The 17,749-nt window shown below is 64.8% G+C and carries 11 protein-coding genes; 9 read left to right on the top strand and 2 right to left on the bottom strand.

Annotated elements, in window-relative coordinates; genetic code table 11:
* Positions 1–258: 258 nt before the first annotated feature.
* From FKZ61_RS13745 to smc, 7 genes are all read left to right on the top strand, one after another.
* Positions 259–990 (top strand): SDR family oxidoreductase, encoded by a 732-nt coding sequence (locus FKZ61_RS13745; protein ID WP_141610703.1) that lies wholly within the window; start codon positions 259–261, stop codon positions 988–990.
* Between the two features lie 543 nt (positions 991–1,533).
* On the top strand, positions 1,534–4,233 hold the full coding sequence (locus FKZ61_RS13750) for a valine--tRNA ligase (RefSeq protein WP_229964257.1): 2,700 nt from the start codon (positions 1,534–1,536) through the stop codon (positions 4,231–4,233).
* Positions 4,234–4,885: 652 nt separating this feature from the next.
* Positions 4,886–5,758, top strand: a complete 873-nt coding sequence (locus tag FKZ61_RS13755; protein ID WP_141610705.1) for a QcrA and Rieske domain-containing protein — start codon at positions 4,886–4,888, stop codon at positions 5,756–5,758.
* A 209-nt stretch (positions 5,759–5,967) separates the two neighbouring features.
* Positions 5,968–7,584, top strand: a complete 1,617-nt coding sequence (locus FKZ61_RS13760; RefSeq protein ID WP_141610706.1) for a cytochrome b — start codon at positions 5,968–5,970, stop codon at positions 7,582–7,584.
* 8 nt (positions 7,585–7,592) lie between these two features.
* The gene (locus tag FKZ61_RS13765) at positions 7,593–8,489 is read left to right on the top strand and encodes a c-type cytochrome (protein WP_141610707.1); all 897 of its coding nucleotides are present in this window, start codon (positions 7,593–7,595) and stop codon (positions 8,487–8,489) included.
* 240 nt (positions 8,490–8,729) lie between these two features.
* Entirely contained in the window at positions 8,730–9,485 is a 756-nt protein-coding gene (locus FKZ61_RS13770) for a hypothetical protein (protein WP_141610708.1), read from the top strand.
* 39 nt (positions 9,486–9,524) lie between these two features.
* Complete coding sequence (smc, locus tag FKZ61_RS13775) at positions 9,525–13,187, top strand: chromosome segregation protein SMC (protein WP_141610709.1); 3,663 nt, start codon at positions 9,525–9,527, stop codon at positions 13,185–13,187.
* Positions 13,188–13,214: 27 nt separating this feature from the next.
* Here the strand turns inward: smc and rnc are convergent, their stop codons facing one another.
* Together rnc and FKZ61_RS13785 are read right to left on the bottom strand one after the other, a co-directional pair.
* Positions 13,215–14,027 carry a ribonuclease III gene (rnc, locus tag FKZ61_RS13780; RefSeq protein ID WP_141610710.1) on the bottom strand — a complete coding sequence of 271 codons (813 nt, stop codon included), beginning with the start codon at positions 14,025–14,027 and terminating at the stop codon, positions 13,215–13,217.
* A gap of 11 nt (positions 14,028–14,038) precedes the next feature.
* Positions 14,039–15,166 (bottom strand): threonine synthase, encoded by a 1,128-nt coding sequence (locus tag FKZ61_RS13785; RefSeq protein WP_141610711.1) that lies wholly within the window; start codon positions 15,164–15,166, stop codon positions 14,039–14,041.
* Positions 15,167–15,491: 325 nt separating this feature from the next.
* Here FKZ61_RS13785 and ftsY point away from each other — a divergent pair, with 325 nt between their 5' ends.
* Entirely contained in the window at positions 15,492–16,445 is a 954-nt protein-coding gene (gene ftsY, locus FKZ61_RS13790) for a signal recognition particle-docking protein FtsY (protein WP_141610712.1), read from the top strand.
* Between the two features lie 154 nt (positions 16,446–16,599).
* Positions 16,600–17,713, top strand: a protein-coding gene (gene prfB, locus FKZ61_RS13795; protein WP_407659916.1) for a peptide chain release factor 2 whose coding sequence is annotated in 2 segments (ribosomal slippage) — positions 16,600–16,665 and positions 16,667–17,713 — 1,113 coding nt in all. Because the reading frame shifts where the segments join, the coding sequence is not laid out codon by codon here.
* Positions 17,714–17,749: the final 36 nt, after the last annotated feature.

A 17,749-nucleotide genomic window follows, 5' to 3' on the forward strand; every position in this document is an offset into this window, starting at 1 on the left:
GTGATTCGGTTGTTAATTGATCACATCGTCGTAGAAAAGGATGCCATCACTATCAAGCACATCGTCCCCACCGACGATAATTGTCGATTGTTACCAGGACGTAGACCCACGCAGATGAACGCTGATTCGGCAGATTCTCTCCTGCGTTTCTTTGCGCCTTTGTACCTTTGCGCCTTTGCGTTTAAAAATGCCCTTTTTGCAGTAGAGCCACAGATACAGCGTACAAACGAACGAGCCTTCACACAGGAGTTAAGATTCATGCGTTTGGAAGGAAAAGTTGCCCTTGTGACCGGCGGCGGCACCGGCATCGGCCAGGCCAGCGCCGCCGCCCTGGCCAGCGAAGGCGCCCAGGTGATCATCACCGGCCGCCGCGCGGCCAAACTGGAAGAGACCTGCGCGGCCATCCAGAGCCCGCGACCCGTCCGCTACCGGGTGGCGGATGTGGCGGACCGGGAGCAGGTGGCGGCCCTGGTCCACTGGATCAACCAGGAGTTCGGCCCCATCCACATCCTGGTCAACAACGCGGGGGTCAACGTGGCCCGACGGCGCCTGGCGGAGCTATCCCCGGAGGACTGGGACTACATCATGCAGGTCAACGCCACCGGCGCCTTCAACGTCATCCACGCGGTACTGCCCCAGATGCGGGAGCGGCGGGATGGGGTGATCGTCAACATCTCGTCTCTGGCCGGGGTGCGGGCCAGCCCCCTGGGCGGCGCAGCCTACAGCGCCTCCAAGCATGCCCTCTCGGCCTTGACCCGGGTCATCGCCATCGAGGAGAAGGATAACGGCATCCGGGCCACCAACCTCTGCCCGGGCGAGGTCAACACCCCCATCCTGGACGACCGGCCGGTCCCGGTCAGCGAAGAGCACCGGGCCCAGATCCTCCAGCCCGAGGATGTGGCTGCGGCGGTGCTCTTCGTGGCCACCCTGCCGCCCCGGGCCCACGTGCCGGAGCTCTACATCAAGCCCACCACGCAGCTGTTTGCATGAGTAGGGACGGGGCTTGCCCTGTCCGACGTGGGCGGGCAAGGCAAGCCTTGCTCCTACGGGGGTGCATCCCCGGATTGGCAACTTCTTGACATCCAGTCTGGGCGTCTGTATACTCTACGCCAGAATAATCAAAGAATGGAACAACAGTGCACCGGAGGAGTACCCGCCGGACACGCCAGAGAGACGGGGCCACAGGCTGAAAGCCCTGTTCGTTGTGAAAGCGGGGAAGGTCGCCGGGAAGGTTGGCAAAGCGAAGAGGAAAATATTCATTGAAAATTGAGAATTGAAAATGATTAATGAGAGTGGGGTCCGGCTCGTTCCATTAATCATTTTCAATTAGCCATTTTCAATTCATTCTTCCTCTAGTTTTGTCCGGGAAAGCCCGTTACAGCGCCAGAGGGAAACGCCGACGGATCGGCGTTTAACCAGGGTGGTACCGCGGAGTCGCTTCGTCCTTGGAGACAGGCGGCTCTCTTTTTTGCCCTGCTGAGGATCCCAAGCATACGCCGGAGGACGTAGCCCATGTCAAGTAATGCCAATCAGATGCCAAAAACGTATGACCATACCCGGGTGGAAGAAGAGCTATACGAATGGTGGGAGAAAAATGACTTCTTCCGCCCGGAAAAGCAAATCGCCATCGGCCAGGCACTGCCGGATGCCGAGCCCTTCGTCATCAGCATGCCCCCGCCCAACGTCACCGGGGCCCTGCACCTGGGCCACGCCATCACCAGCAGCATCGAGGACATGCTCATCCGCTACAACCGCATGGTGGGGCGACCCACCCTGTGGGTGCCCGGCACCGACCACGCCGGCATCGCCACCCAAAATGTGGTGGAGCGGAAGCTGGAAGCCCAGGGGATCACCCGCCACGACCTGGGCCGGGAAGCCTTTGTGCGGGAGGTGTGGGCCTGGAAGGATGAGTACCACGCCCGCATCACCGCGCAGCAGCGGCGCATGGGCATCTCCTGCGACTGGCAGCGGGAGCGCTTCACCCTGGATGACGGCCTGAGCGACGCGGTGCTGGAGGCCTTCATCACCCTGTACCGGGATGGGCTCATCTACCGGGGCAACTATCTGGTCAACTGGTGTCCCCGCTGCATGAGCGCCATCAGCGACCTGGAGGTGGAGTATGAGGAGGTCCACGGCAAGCTCTATACCTTCCGCTACCCCCTCAAAGACGGCGGCTACGTGGAGGTGAGCACCACCCGCCCCGAAACCATCCTGGGCGACACCGCGGTGGCCGTCCATCCGGACGACGAGCGATACCGGCACCTCATCGGTAAGACAGCCCTGGTGCCCATGCTCAACCGGGAGATCCCCATCATCGCCGACGAGCATGTGGACCCTGAGTTCGGCACGGGCGCGCTCAAGGTGACGCCCGGCCACGATCCCAACGACTACGAGATCGGCCGGCGCCACGATCTGCCCATGATCAACATCATGAACCAGGACGCCACCCTCAACGACGAGGCGGGCCCCTACGCCGGCCTGGACCGCTACGAGGCCCGGGAGAAGCTGTGGGCAGACATGGAGCAGGCTGGCCTCACCGTGCGGGTGGAGGAGCGGGTCCACCAGGTGGGCCACTGCGAGCGCTGTGGGACGGTGGTGGAGCCCCTCCTCAGCGAACAGTGGTGGGTGCGCACCAAGCCCCTGGCCGAACCTTCCATCGAGGCTGTGCGCAGCGGTCGCATCCAGATCATCCCGGAACGCTTCAACCGGGTCTACTTCCACTGGATGGAAAACATCCGGGACTGGTGCATCAGCCGGCAGCTCTGGTGGGGTCACCGCATCCCCATCTGGTATGGGCCAGACGGCCACGCCTTCGCCGCCCGAGACGAAAGCGAGGCCCTGGAACAGGCCATCGCCCACTACGGCGAAGCCGTCCACCTGGAGCAGGACCCCGACGTGCTGGACACCTGGTTCAGCAGCGGCCTGTGGCCCTTCAGCACCCTGGGCTGGCCCGAGCGCACGCCGGACTACGAGAAATACTACCCCACCACCGTGCTGGAGACGGGCTACGACATCCTCTTCTTCTGGGTGGCCCGCATGATCATGCTGGGGCTCCGCTTCACCGGGGACGTGCCCTTCCGCTACGTCTACCTCCATGGCCTGGTGCGGGATGAACAGGGCCGCAAGATGAGCAAGAGCGTGGGCAACGTGCTGGATCCCCTGGACCTGATCCGGGACTACGGCGCGGATGCCCTGCGCTTCACCCTGCTGACCGGCGCCACTCCCGGCAACGACGTCAAGCTGAGCGTCACCCGCATCGAGGCCAACCGAAACTTCGCCAACAAGATCTGGAACGCCGCCCGCTTCGTCATCCTCAACCTGGATGGGACGGAGCTTCCCCTGGAAGCGGACCCGGACCCCTTCAACGTGGGCTACCAGCTGCCCGATGAGCAGCTGCTCGGCCTGGCCGACCGCTGGATCCTCAGCCGCCTGGACCACGTCATCCAGGAAGTGACCCGGCTGATCAACAGCTGGCAGCTGGGCGAGGCCGGCCGCCAGCTCTACGAGTTCCTCTGGAACGAGTACTGCGACTGGTACATCGAAGCGGCCAAGGTGCGGCTGTACGGAGACGACGGGGAGCAGGCCCAGGCGACCCGTCAGGTCCTGGCCCACGTGCTGGAGCGCAGCCTTCGCCTGCTGCACCCATACATGCCCTTCGTCACCGAGACCATCTGGCAGAACCTGCCCAACCTGGCCGACGGCCAGCGCGCCCTCATCATCAGCCGTTGGCCAAAGCCGGCCGGGCGGCAGAGCCAGGAGGTGGATGAGCAATTTGGCCGCCTGCAGGAGATGGTGCGGGCCATCCGCAACGCGCGCAGCGAGTACAACGTGGAGCCAGCCCGGCGCATCGCCGCCCAGTTCAGCGCAGGGGATCACCTCTCCCTGGTCCAGGAAAACCGGGAGCTGCTCTGCGCCCTGGCCCGCCTGGACGAGGAAGCGTTCACCGTGGCCCGGGAGTTGGACGCGCCGGAGCAGGCGGTGACCCTGGCCGCCGGCCCCATCACCATCTACCTGCCCCTGGCCGGCCTGGTGGATCTGGCCGCGGAGCGGGCGCGGCTGCAGAAGGAGATCGAAAACCTGGACCGCCTGATCCAGCGCAGTGAAGGCCTGCTCAACAACCCCGGCTTCGTCAACAAGGCCCCCCAGGAGGTAGTGGATCGGGAGCGGGCGAAGCATGAGGAGCTCCAGGTCCGGCGCAGCCAACTGGCCGAACGGCTGGCCGAACTGGTCTAGACAACGGGAACGGGTGCCATATCGGATGCGCAGCTCGTAGCTGCGCATCCGTGCCCGCCCCTTCATCCGCCAGGACGTGGCACCACCGGGCGGCCGGAGACCGCACCTACGAGAACGGGTGCCATGTCGTAGGCGCAGCTCGTAGCTGCGCATCCGTCGCCGCCCCTTCATCCGCCAGGCCATGGCACCACCGGGCGGCCGGAGACCACACCTACGAGAACGGGTGCCATGTCGTAGGCGCAGCTCGTAACGGCAATTGCCCGGGAATTTGTGATAATTTTGACAAGCCAGGGGGCGTATGCTATATTCTCTAACCGATTGCAACCGTCTCAAGACATCAAAAACAGACTTCCAAAAACGCACAAAATTCTCAGGAGATTTTCCCCTTACCTGGTTGATTGCAAGCCGCCGCCAAGGCCGATTGTTTAGACGCCGATTACCTGGATAAGGTTTGTTAAGGTTTGTTTAGACAAGGTGTGCCCAGATATGGGTGCCACCCCTTCCCGCTGGCCTTAACAGCCCCTCCATGGGTTGATGGGAGATGGGAAGGGATGGTACACTGAGGAAAGCCCGGGCCACAGGCACCTGTGGCGGTGGATGACAGCCGGTAGGTCTAGCGACCGCAGCTTTGTCAAAAGGAGACCAGAGCCAGATGGCGGAAAAAATTTCGGAGTTGACCGGCGAAGAGCGAGAAAAGCGCATCGCAGAGTTGAAGAAAAAGATGCAGGAGGCGGCCAAGCGGGCCAAGGCTGCCCACGCCGCGGGCGAGCTGCCGGCCGCGCCCAAGGCTCGGGCGGCGGAGGCTGCCGAAGCGGCGCCGGCCCGGCCCCAGGCCCAGGAGAGCCAGGCTCCAAAGGCGGTAGAGGCGCCGGTCAAGGAGGCTGAGAAGGCAGCAGCCCCGGCCCGCGCGCCACGCCAGCGCCCGGCGGAAAGCGCCGGGGTCTCGGGTAATGGGACGGCCGCGCCCAAGGCTCGTCCGGCGGCTGCACCCAAGGCAGCGCCCAAAGCGACGCCGGAAGCTGCCGATGGCCTGCCTTCGCCGGCCGAGATGAACCGCCGGGAGTTCCTCACCTATGCCTGGGGAGCTGCCCTGGGGCTGCTGGCCCTGGAGGGTGGCGTGGTCAGCTTTTTCTACCTCTACCCCCGCTTCCGCGCTGGCGAGTTCGGCGGTAAATTCTTCATCGGTCCGGAAAACACCCTGCCCAGCCCGGACGAAGCCCCCCGCCCCTTCACCGACGGTAAGTTCTGGCTGGTCACCACCGAAGAGGGCCAGCCCAAGGCGCTGTACATGGTCTGCACTCACCTGGGCTGCCTTTACAAGTGGGTGGAATCCAACTGGCGCTTCGAATGCCCGTGTCACGGCTCCAAATTCACCCACGATGGTTTTTACATCGAAGGGCCGGCGCCCCGCTCCCTGGACTATTTCGAGATTTCCGTGGAAAACGGGGAAGTGGTGGTGGATACCGGCAGCAAGATCCTCGGTTCCCCGAGCAGCGAATCGCCAGCCCGGGCCCAGGTTGCCTGACCGGGTGTACGTCGGCCCAGGCAGGGGCAGCCGGGCCTTGGCCCGGCTCCATGGGCCTCGCCTTCTGCACGGCCTACCCTCGTAAACCCCGGCAGAAATCGCCTGGCTTCCATCGAGGGAGTGCCGCTGAATTTCTGCCGTGGTATTTACGCCGGACTGTACCAGACACAGGCAGACGTCTCATCCTTTGCTGAAGAAACGGAGTCCAAATGGCTGTACAACCTGAAGTCCAAAAGAAAGGCCTGGTAAGCACCGTTCTTGGGCTTGCAGAGGATACCTTCACCCGGATCACGGCCGGTATTAGCCCGGGCGAATTCCGGCGCATGATTCGTGGGGAGCCGCCGGGACGCCCCAACCCGCGCCTCAAGCCCCATTCCGAAACCTTCCTGCTGCATATCAAGCCGACCTATTATCACGAGAGCGTCACCCGCTTCACCCATACCTTCCGGCTGGGGCTGCTCTCCACCTACCTCTTTTTTGTGGAAACCATTACCGGCATCTTTTTGATGATCTGGTATGCACCGTCGCCGGACCGGGCCTATTCGGACATGATCCGGCTGCTGAGCAACGTCCCCTTCGGCCAGTTCATGCGGGACCTGCACCGGTTGGGCGCCGAGCTCATGGTGGCCATCGTCACCCTCCACATGGTCCGCACCTACCTGACCGGCAGCTACAAGGCGCCCCGGCAGTTCACCTGGTTTTCGGGCGTGGTCCTGCTGGTGATCACCCTGTTCCTGAGCTTCTCAGGCTACCTGCTGCCGTGGGACCAGCTGGCCTTCTGGGCGGTGACCATCGGCACCTCCATGGCCGAGGCCGTGCCGCCCAAGATCGTGGGTGAGACGGTTAACCTGCTGGCCCGGGGCGCGCCCGACATTGGCGCCAACGGCCTGCTGCGCTTCTACCTGCTGCACGTCTTCTTCCTGCCGCTGCTGCTGATCCTCTTCTTCTTTGTGCACTACTACAAGGTCGTGCACTTTGGCATCAGCCTGCCGGCCCAGGAGGAAGAGGTGGGCCAGGATACGGCCAACAAAGTGCCGGCCGACCGCCGGGTCTACTTCCTGCCGGATGTGGCCATCGATGAGGCCAGCTTCCTCATTGGCTTCACGACCCTGATGGTGGTGATCACGGCCTTCTTCTTCCAGGCCCCCCTGGAATCCATCGCCAACCCCCAGGCCACGCCCCTGCACACGGTGGCACCCTGGTACTTCTACTGGCTCCAGGGGCTCTTGAAGATTGCGGATAAGACCATCGCCGGCGTCATCCTGCCGGGTGTGCTCCTGGTCCTCCTCATGGCCATCCCCTACCTGGACCCCAACCCCAGCCGCCGAGGCCGGGATCGCCGGGTGGCCATCATCAGCGGCATTGTGGCCGGCACCATCATGATCATCCTGAGCTGGATGGGCACCCCCCACTATGCCGTGCAGGCAGCCCCCGCGGTGGAGGTGGTCCAGGCGCTGATGCCCGAAGAAGGGGCTGGCCTGGTGCGGGAGATCGGTTACAAGCATCTGCCCGTGGGTACCTACGACACCCGGGAGGAATACGAGTTTGACGATCCCGAATTCGCCGAACTCTTCCACGCCTACAAGGAAGAGATCGCCCATTACGAAGAGGAAGATCCCGACTTCAACCACGCCTACGGGCTGTTGGTGATCACCCAGAACCAGCCTTCCCTGAAGAAGATCCACTGGGAGATCCACTGGGTGACCGCAGACGGACAGGAAGATGTCTTCAACCGGGATTTCTTCCTGCATGAAAACTCCATGTACTGGGAGCAGTACGGGCTGCGGGACTTCAGCTACATCTTCCAGTCGGAAAACGGGGAGTAGACGAGGCCATGCGAAAACCCTGGTACGCCTATCTGTACATCAAATCGCCCATCACCAAGATCATCCTGGGCATCCTGTCGGTGTTGATCGCCATCGTGGTGATCCTCTTCATCGGGCTCTTTGAGGAACCCCGCATGGAGGCCCAGACCCGCAACTGGGAAGGGCGCCAGATCGAGAAGGGCGCCGAAATCTTTGCCAACAACTGCTCCAGTTGCCACGGGCCCGACGGAAAAGGGCTGCCCAATGTGGCGCCGGCCCTCCACAGCCGCTACTTCTTCACCCAGCGCCTAAACGATATCGGCTGGGCCGGCTCCCTGCACGACTATGTCGCCCTGACCGTGGCCGCCGGGCGCCCCTCCAAGGTGAACACCCAGTGGGCCCAAATCATGCCCACCTGGAGCAACCGCTTTGGCGGGCCCCTGCGGGATGACCAGATCGAGCAAGTAACGGCCTACGTGCTCAACTGGGAAGAGGATGCCCTCCAGCAGACGCCGGAGGAAGACCCCTGGCAGTTCTTCCAGGATGCCCCCTCCAAGGCCGAAGGTGCCCAGGAGCAGGCTCCTGCCGAACAGGCAGCCCAGGGTGAGAGCGCCGGCCCCCGGCCACCCCAGGAACTCTTCGTCACCTACGGCTGCTCTGGCTGCCACAACCTGGATCAGCCCCAGACCGACACCAACCGGGGTCCCGTGGGTCCCAACCTGGGCAACCTCTACGAAGTCGCCGGGGAAATGGTCCCCGGCCAGGACGCCGAGACTTATGTCTACACCAGCATCGTGGATCCCAACGCGTTCATCGTACCGGGCTACAGTGCCAACATCATGCCCCAAAACTTCGCCGATCAGATGAGCGAAGAGGAGATCCGCGGGCTGGTGCAGTGGCTGCTGGATCCCAACCGCCAGCGCTGAACTGGCTCCATCCAGCACGGCCCGCCAATCTGTGACTCTGTTTCGCTGCGCCGTCCATCCAGATGTCCTTCAGACACGGGTGGACGGCGCAGTCCTGTTTGATGGCCCGTTTGACGGATGGCGCTGCCCCTGGGCTGTCGGCCCGGTCGATGGTATAATTTCCGGGTTTGGAGCCATCCCTGTGCACCCATGTGACCCGGCATGAACACACCGTCTCGCAACTCATCGTCGAACGACCTATTGTCGAACAACAGATCACCGAACAATCCATCGCCTCAAGACAGGCCGTATCGCCTGACTCACGACCCTGTCTTCTACATCACGGCCGCCTTTTTTGCCCTGCTGACCACCGCCCTGCCCGCGGGGTTGGGTCAGCCCCGTTTTCTGCCCCTGATCCAGGCCGTGGGGCTGACCGTCTTCCTGGCCATCCCCCTGCGCCGGGGTGAAATCCGCCAGAGCCTCTACGTGGTGGCCTTGTGGCTGGCCGTCCAGTTTGTGACCATCACCGCGCTGAGCTGGCTGGTGATCGGCCAGGTGGAGCGGGCCATCCCCGATGGCTTCCTCTACCGGGGCGCCATGACCCGCTGGTTCTTTGACCAGGGACCGCTGCCGTCGGGCCTGGCCGCCGCCCCTGTGGGACGGCTGGCCGAGACCGCGGGCGTCCTGGTGGGTGCCCCGGCCACAGGCGGGCTGGTGGCCAACTGGTTCGTGGTCCGGGCCATCAACCTGGCCGGCTATGGCATGGCATCCCTGCTCCTGGTCCTGGCCAGCCCGGCTGCCCTGCTGGCGGCCCTGCCCCTGTGGACCCTGGTGCGGGTGGCCGGCTACGCTGGCCTGACGGTCCTCCTGGCCGAGCCCCCCCTCACCGGCAACTGGTCTCCCCGCCACATCTGGCACGATCGGCGGACGCTGCTGCTCTGGTCCGTCGGCCTGGTGGCCGTCGGCACCCTGCTGGAGCTTTTCCTGCCCGCCCTGTGGAGCGCCCTGTTTCGTTGAAGCGTCCATCGCAACCACCCGTGCAGGACTGAGGACACCATGCGCATTAAACGGGTCGTCATCCAGGGCTTTAAGACCTTCGCCCGTAAAACTGAATTTATCTTCGACCCCGGCGTGACCGCCATTGTCGGTCCCAACGGCAGCGGCAAGAGCAACATCGTCGACGCCATCCGCTGGTGCCTGGGCGAACAGAGCTTCAGCCTGTTGCGCTCCAAAAAGACCAGCGACATCATCTTTTCTGGCAGCGACCAAAAGGCCCGCCTGGGCATGGCCCAGGTCACCGTCACCCTGGACAACAGCCAGGGCCAGATTCCCCTGGACTTCGAAGAGGTGGAGATCACCCGGCGGGCCTATCGGGACGGCAACAACGAGTACCTCATCAACGGCCAGCGGGTGCGCCTGCAGGATATCACCGAAGCCCTTGCCCAGACCGGCCTGGGCAAGCGCACCTACGCCCTCATCGGCCAGGGGCTCATCGACCGGGTGCTGAGCCTGGCGCCCGAGGAGCGGCGCTCCCTCTTCGAGGAGGCCGCCGGCATCACCGGCTATCAGGCCAAGCGCAACACGACCCTGCGCCGGCTGGAGGCCACCCAGCAAAACCTGACCCGGGTCCAGGACATCATCGCCGAGCTCAGCCCACGACTGGGCCACCTGCGCCGCCAGGCGGAGCGGGCCCGGGAGCGGGAACAGATCGCGGCCGACCTGCGCCAGCTGTTGCGCACCTGGTATGGCTACCGCTGGCACCAGGCCCTGGCCGAGCTGGAACGGCAACATGGCCAGGTGGTGGCGCTGAAGCAGCAGGTGGCCCGACGCCAGCAGGAGCTGGAAGCTGTGGGTCGGCAGATTGAATCCCTGCGCACCCGACAGGCGGCCCTGCGCAACCAGCTTGGCGACCGACACCGGGAAAGCAGCATCCTCCACCGCCAGGCCGAACGGGTGGGACGGGAACTGGCCGTGGCGCAAGAACGCCTGCGCCAGGTCCAGGCCCGCCAGGAAGAAGCCCAGCGGGAGCTGGTTCCCCTGCGCCTGCAACAGGAGACCCTCCAGGGCCGCATTGCCGACCTGGAGGGGCAGCTGGCCCAGAGCCGGGCTCACTACGAGGAGCGACGGGCCCAGGTGGAGGCCGTGCAACGGGAAGTGGCCCGGCGTCAGCAGGAGCAGGCCGAGCTGGAGCAACAACTGGCCGTGGCCCGCCAGACGGTGAACCAGCTTGCCACCCGCCGCGCCAACGACCAGGCCCGGATCCAGCAGTGGGAAGAGCGGCAGGCCAGCCTCCGCCAGGAACTGGCCGAGCAGACGGAAGCTCTTGCCGCATCTCGCCAGGCGGCCCAGGCCCTGCAGGAGCACCTGCAGGAGGCGGAGCGCCTGTTGGCCGCCACCCAGGCCGAAGGCACCCGGGTCCAGCAGGAGATGGAGCAACGCCAGGCAGAGATGGCCGCCCTGCGCCAGGCACTGGCAGAAGCCCAGGAGGTGCGGGTCGCTGCGGATCGGACGGCGGACCGCCTCCAGACCCGCTTCGAACTGTTGCAGCGACTGCGCAACGAAGGAGCCGGCTACGCCAGCGGCGTCCGGGCGGTGCTCGCGGCGGCCCAGGGTCCCTCCCCCGCCCTGACCGGCGTCATCGGCACCGTGGCCACGGCCATCCACGTCCCACCCCACCTGGACAGGGCCATGGAGACGGCCCTGGGCGGCGCCATCCAGCATGTGATCGTCCGTCGGTGGGGAGATGCTCAGCGGGCCATCGAGTACCTGAAGCAGAGCGGGCAGGGCCGGGCCACCTTTCTGCCCCTGGACCGGCTACACGTGCTGCCGCCCATTCCGGCCCCCAGGCAGCCGGGCGTCCTGGGCAACGCCGCGGAGCTGGTCTCCTACTCGCCGGATGTGGAGCCGGCCGTCCAGCAGCTCCTGAACCGGGTCTGGGTGGTGGAGGACCTGGACACGGCCCGGCAGGCGCTGGACAGCATCACCCGGGGCCCCCGCCCCACGGTGGTCACCCTGGAGGGCGACATTGTGCGGCCCGGCGGTGCCGTGACCGGCGGCAGTGACCGCAGCCAGCAGGACCATTCCATGCTGGCCCGGGAACGGGAGCTGCGTGAATTGCCCGCCCAGATGGAGGAGGCCAACGCCCGGGCCCGACAGGCAGCCGAGAAGTGCCAGGAGCTGCATAGCCGTCTGGAAGCCCTGCAGGCCCAGATGGGCCCCCTGCAGGAAAGGCTGGCGGCCCTGGCTCGCCAGGAGCGGCAACAACGGGCCGAGCTGGATGACCTGCGCCGACAACTGGACCGGGCCCGCCAGGGAGAGCAGTGGCAGGCCGAACGGCGGGCCACCCTGCAACAGGAGTTGGATAGGCTGGCAGCGCAGATCCAGGAGACCCGCCAGGCGCTGGCCGCCCTGTCCCAGGAAGAGACCGAGGCCCGGCAGGCCCTGGAGGAGGCCGAGGCAGCGGTGGAGGCGGCCGGGGTGGGCGACCTGCTGCGACAACTGGCCGATGTTCGCGCCGCCGCGGCGGCGGCCCAGGGCGATCTCCAGAGCCAGCAGGCCCTGCTGGCCAACCAGCGCTCCGGGCTGCAAAGCGTGGTGGACCAGATCGGGGCCAAGGAGCGGCAGATCGGGCTGCTGCAGGCCGAGGAAGAGCAGTTGAACCGCCGCATCCGGGAGCTGAGCGCGCAGGAAGACCAGTTGACCGGCGCCCTGGTGGCCCTCCAGTCCCACATCCGGCCGGCGGAAGCGGAGTTGGCCCGCCTGGAGGCCGAGCAGCAACAGGCCGAAGGCGAAGAGCGCCGCCTCCAGGAGGGACTGCGCCGGGATGAAAACGCCTGGAACGGGGCCCAGTATCAGCTCCAGCGCTGCGAAGATGCCCTTCAGCAGCTGCGCCACGACATCGAGCAGGACCTGGGGCTGGTTCTCCTGGAGGAGAGCGACGAGGTGGCCTATCAGCCGCCCCTGCCCTGGGAAGCGGTGGTGGAGCAGCTACCGGCACTGACCAGTATTCCCGAGGGGCTGGAAGAGGAAGTGCGAGAGATGCGGGCGCGCCTCAGCCGGGTGAGCAATGTGAACCCGGACGCGCCCCGGGAGTATGAGGAGGCCGCCAGCCGCCACGAGCACCTGCTCACCCAGTCGCGGGACCTGGAAGCCGCCGCGGCGGACCTGCGCAAGATCATCCGGGAGCTGGACGAGGTGATGCGCCGACGCCTGCAGGAGACCTTCCACGCGGTGGCCCAGGAATTCGTCCAGTTCTTCCGGACCCTCTTCAACGGCGGCACAGCCGAGCTCCTTCTGACCGATCCCGACGACATCGCCAACTCCGGGATCGAGATCATTGCCCGCCCGCCGGGCAAGCGCCCCCAGAGCCTGGAGCTCCTTTCCGGTGGCGAACGGACCCTGGCGGCCTGCGCCCTGATCTTCGCCATCCTCAAGGTCAGCCCCACTCCATTCTGCGTGCTGGATGAGGTGGACGCCGCCCTGGACGAGGCCAACGTGGACCGCTTCCGCCAGAGCGTGGAGGCCCTCAGCGCCGGCACCCAGTTCATCATCATTACCCACAACCGGCGCACCCTGGAAGGGACCAACGCCATCTACGGCATCACCATGGGCAAGGATGGCATCAGCCAGGTGATCAGCCTGCGACTGGAGGGCGACCGCATGGTCCCCGCCGAGGAGAACGGCAGTCAGGCCCAGGCCCGCGAAGTGATGGAGATGTAGCCCGTTTCTACAGCGGCTTCAAGCCGACTACCGGCCCGACGGTTTCCCCTGGTTCAGGCCGTCTTCGGTGCCGGGCAAGGGCAGGGGCGGCGGCAGGGGCCACTGGGCCTCCAGCGCGGGGTCGGGCGTGTATTCAGGCACGTTGACTCCGATGCGATGGAGGGCCATGGCCGCCGCAGCCTGGGAAGCCTCCTGCTTGCTGTGGCCCCGCCCCACACCCCACGGATGTTGTAGAATGGAGACCTGGATGGTGAAGATGCGGGCGTGGTCTGGGCCTTCACTATCCACCACCTTGTAGCGGGGCGCCGCGCCGAAGACCTCCTGGGCCCACTCCTGGAGGCGGCTCTTGGGATCCTTGCCGTAGTCCCCCTCCTGTAGCAGCGCCAGCTCGTCTTCCATCTGGCTCAGCACAAAGTGGCGCGCCACATCGATGCCATGCTCCAGGTAGATGGCGCCGACCAGGGCCTCGAAGGTGGCGCACAGGATGGCCGACCGCTGGCGTCCGCCGCTCTCGTCCTCGCCGTGCCCCAGCAGCAGATAGTCGCCCAGGTCAAGGCGTTCAGCCAGGCGGGCCAGGGTCTCCCGGCGCACCAGGGCGGCCCGCAGGTTGGTGAGGTCCCCCTCCCGCTGTTCTGGGAAGCGGCGAAACAGCTCCTCGCTGACGATGAAGCCCAGAATGGCGTCACCCAGAAACTCCAGCCGCTCGTTGTCCTCCAGCACTTCATCATCCGGGGCTTCGTTCAGGTAGCTGCGATGGACGAAGGCCTGTTGAAGCAGTTGTTTGTCATTAAAATGAAGATGATGACGTTCCTCAAATTCAGATAGGTCAGCAGCACTCACGAGATTCTATCCTACTCTTCATCCACGCTGGGTGGATTCTTCAGGCCATGGCCGGTCAGAACGGCCACGACGCTATCGCTGGCGTTGAAAAGGGAAAGGCTTTTGCACAACGCGGCCGCCACAGTGGCACTGGTAGGCTCCACAAAGAGCCCCCGTTCAGCCAGTTGGCGGTGGGCCTGCCGGATCTCGGCTTCGTCGACGGCCACCACAGTCCCCTGGGAGCGGCGCAGCGCCTCCAGCAGGGAGGCGGCCCGCACCGGCACGTTGATGGCGATGCCGTCGGCGCTGATGGGCTCCATGACCACGGTGGGATGAACCTGGGTCTGGCGGTGATGGAAGGCATCGTAGATGGGCGTGTAGGGCTCGGCCTGAACGGCCATCAGCCTGGGGAGTTTGTCGGTCACGCCGGAATTTTGCAGATGTTGGAAGCCACGCCAGATGCCCAACAGCGCTCCGCCATGGCCGGCCGGCGCCACCACCCAGTCCGGCACCTGGCGCCCCAGCTGCTCCCAGATCTCCCAGGCCGCGGTCATCTGCCCCAGCAGGAAGGCCGGATGCCAGGCGTGGGAGGCGTATTTGATGGACTTAACCATACGGCTGGCCGCGGCCGCGGCTTTGGAGGCCGCGTCCCGGGGGCCGGGAACTTCCACCAGCTCCGCGCCGTAGATGGCGATCTGGGCCTTTTTGGGCATGGGCGCGCTCTCGGGGACGTAGATACATGCCTCCAGGCCGGCCCGGGCCGCGTAGCAGGCCAGGCTGGCCCCGGCGTTGCCGCTGGAATCGTCCACCACGGTCAGCGCCCCCCGGCTGACCAGCCAGTTCACCATCACGCTCACGCCCCGATCCTTGTAACTGCCCGTCGGCATCAGGGCATCCAGCTTCCAGTGGAGGGGCAGCCCATGCCAGCGGTCTTGAATCAGGGGTGTCCACCCTTCGCCCAGGGTCACCAGCTCCTGGCCGGGGCCGACCACGGGCAACATGGCCCGGTAGCGCCATTGACCTGCCTGGGCAGGGTCGATGGCCGCAGGGTCGAAGGGGGGGAGGTCGGTGTACTCCAGAGGCGTGGAAGTGCTGGGGCAACGGAGGGGGCTGAGCTCAGCCGGTGCCCGAAAGCTACAGGTCGGGCAATATGCGATCACCACTGCATCCTTTCCAGGACAGACCTTGTGCCAGGGCTTCCGTGGAGGGAGAAGGCCGCGGGAGCCCGAACGGGGTGGGGGCCTTTCCCCCTTGCACAGGCTGACGGGTTCACAGTTGCGCTGGTTTAGCCGTTCCCCTTAAGTTTCCCGCAATTGGGGCCACCTTGTCAAAGCAGCCCAATGCTTGGATGCGCCCCCGTAGCCGTGCTATAATCCTGGTCGTGGGTAGACGCGGGCTTTCCGCGTCTCTCTTTGTGATCCCGATTCTGCATTGCGATTCGGCGGCCCTGCCAGGCGCCGAATGTTCTCATCCAGGAGCAGTCGATTGTTACGGCGACTATTCGGCAAATCAGAAACCAAAAGCCAGGACGAAGTCAAGCTAGAAGAAAGCCTGCAGAAGACCCGGTCCGGCATCTTGGGCCGGCTGGGGGCCATCTTCCAGGAAAATGAAATCACGGAAGCCCTCTGGGAAGAGCTGGAAGAGACCCTCATCATGGGCGACGTGGGGGTGGCCACCACCATGGAGTTGGTAGAACGGACCCGGGACCGGGTAGAGCGGGAGGGGATCAAGAGCACCCGGGACGCCTACCTGGTGCTCAAACAGGAGATGGTGCGGCTTCTGGAGTCGGACGAGCCCCTGCACATCGACGAGCCCCGCATCCTGACCGTGGTGCTGGTGGTCGGCGTGAACGGCTCCGGCAAGACCACCACCATCGGCAAGATGGCCCACTACTACAAACAGCGAGGCCGTAAAGTGGTCCTGGGCGCCGCGGATACCTTCCGGGCCGCTGCCATTGATCAGCTCAAGATCTGGGCGGAACGGGCTGGGGTGGACGTGATTGCCCATGAGCCGGGGGCAGACCCGGGGGCCGTAGTCTACGACGCCATCCGGGCCAGCCAGGAAAGCCGCAAGGCTGACCTGCTCATCGTGGATACCGCGGGCCGGCTCCAGACCAAGTTCAACCTGATGAAAGAGCTGGAGAAGATCCGGGGCGTGGCCAGCAAGCTGGTCCACCGCGCGCCCCACGAGGTCCTGCTGGTGTTGGACGCCTCCACGGGCCAGAATGCCATCTCCCAGGCCAAGAGCTTCAAGGAGAGTGCCGGCGTGACCGGCATTGTCCTCACCAAGCTGGACGGCACCAGCAAAGGCGGGGCCGTGCTGAGCATCAAACGGGAGCTGGGCGTGCCTGTACGCTTTGTGGGCACAGGCGAGAAGCTGGAGGACTTCGCCCTCTTCGACCCGGTGGCCTTTGTGGAGGGCCTGCTGGGCGATTCATAGCGGATGCGCCCTCGTGGCTCGTGGCACTGCGGGGGTACCGCAGGGAGAGGACGTGTGGCTCGGAAGCCCCAGGGCGCACCTGGATCATCCGTGGCTTTCTGCAGCCAAGTCATTTTTGGAATCGGCATAAACAGAGGAGTGAAAAGGGTTCATCATGAGCGAATTATGCAATCGGCTGAAACGGCTGGTGGAGCAGGTAGACGTAATCAGGGGGCGTCTTTGACCTGCCACAAAAGCAGGCAAGGGTGCAGGCGCTGGAACAGGAATCCATCTCACCGGATTTCTGGAACGACCAGCAGGCTGCACAGAAAAAAATGCAGGAACTTAGCGTCCTGCGAGAACAGGTAGAACTCTGGGAAGGCCTCTACCGCCGGGCGCAGGATGCCCTCGAGCTATGCGAAATGGCCGAGGTAGACGAAGATCCCGGGCTGCTGGAAGAGCTGGAACGGGAGGCCACCGCGCTGGAGGAGGACTTCGAGAAGCATCAGTTTGCTCTGGCCTTGAGCGGCAAACATGACGCGGATTCCGCCATCCTGAGCATTCATGCCGGCGCGGGCGGCACCGAAGCCCAGGACTGGGCCCAGATGCTCCTGCGCATGTACCTCCGCTGGGCGGAAAAGCGTGGCTACAAAACCACCATCACCGACATGACCGAGGGGGAAGAAGCCGGCATCAAGAGCGTGACCGTGGAGGTGGAGGGGCCCTATGCCTACGGCTACCTGAAGGCAGAAAAGGGAACCCACCGTCTGGTCCGCCTCAGCCCGTTCGACGCCAGCAACCGGCGGCACACCAGCTTCGCCAAGGTGGAGGTCATGCCGGTGCTGGACGAGGACATCGACATCGAAATCGACCCCAAGGATATCGAGATCGAGGTCTTCCTGAGCGGCGGGGCCGGCGGCCAGAATGTCCAGAAGAATGCCACGGCCGTACGCATCCGCCACCTGCCTACTGGCATCGTGGTCACCTGCCAGAACGAACGCAGCCAGACCCAGAACCGGGAGTCGGCCATGCGGGTGCTGCGGGGGAAGCTCTACGAGCTGGAGCAGGAGCGCCTGGCCGAAGAGAAGGCCCGCCTCAAGGGTGAAAATGTCCAGGCCGACTTCGGCACCCAGATCCGCAGCTACGTCCTCCATCCCTACCAGATGGTCAAGGATCTGCGTACCAACGTGGAGACGGGCAACACCACCGCGGTCCTGGACGGGGAGATCGACCCGTTCATCGAAGCGTGGCTCAAGCAGCAGGTAGGGGTGGAAGCCCTGGAAAATTAGCCGTGTAATCGCCGAACAAGCAGAGCCGAACAAGCA

The sequence above is a fragment of the Litorilinea aerophila genome (assembly GCF_006569185.2).
Lineage (GTDB): Bacteria > Chloroflexota > Anaerolineae > Caldilineales > Caldilineaceae > Litorilinea > Litorilinea aerophila.

Coding starts and splice junctions, on each gene's coding strand:
- FKZ61_RS13750 (WP_229964257.1), top strand. CDS start 1,534: ATGCCAAAAACGTATGACCATACCCGGGTGGAAGAAGAGCTATACGAA.
- FKZ61_RS13760 (WP_141610706.1), top strand. CDS start 5,968: ATGGCTGTACAACCTGAAGTCCAAAAGAAAGGCCTGGTAAGCACCGTT.
- FKZ61_RS13755 (WP_141610705.1), top strand. CDS start 4,886: ATGGCGGAAAAAATTTCGGAGTTGACCGGCGAAGAGCGAGAAAAGCGC.
- FKZ61_RS13765 (WP_141610707.1), top strand. CDS start 7,593: ATGCGAAAACCCTGGTACGCCTATCTGTACATCAAATCGCCCATCACC.
- FKZ61_RS13745 (WP_141610703.1), top strand. CDS start 259: ATGCGTTTGGAAGGAAAAGTTGCCCTTGTGACCGGCGGCGGCACCGGC.
- smc (WP_141610709.1), top strand. CDS start 9,525: ATGCGCATTAAACGGGTCGTCATCCAGGGCTTTAAGACCTTCGCCCGT.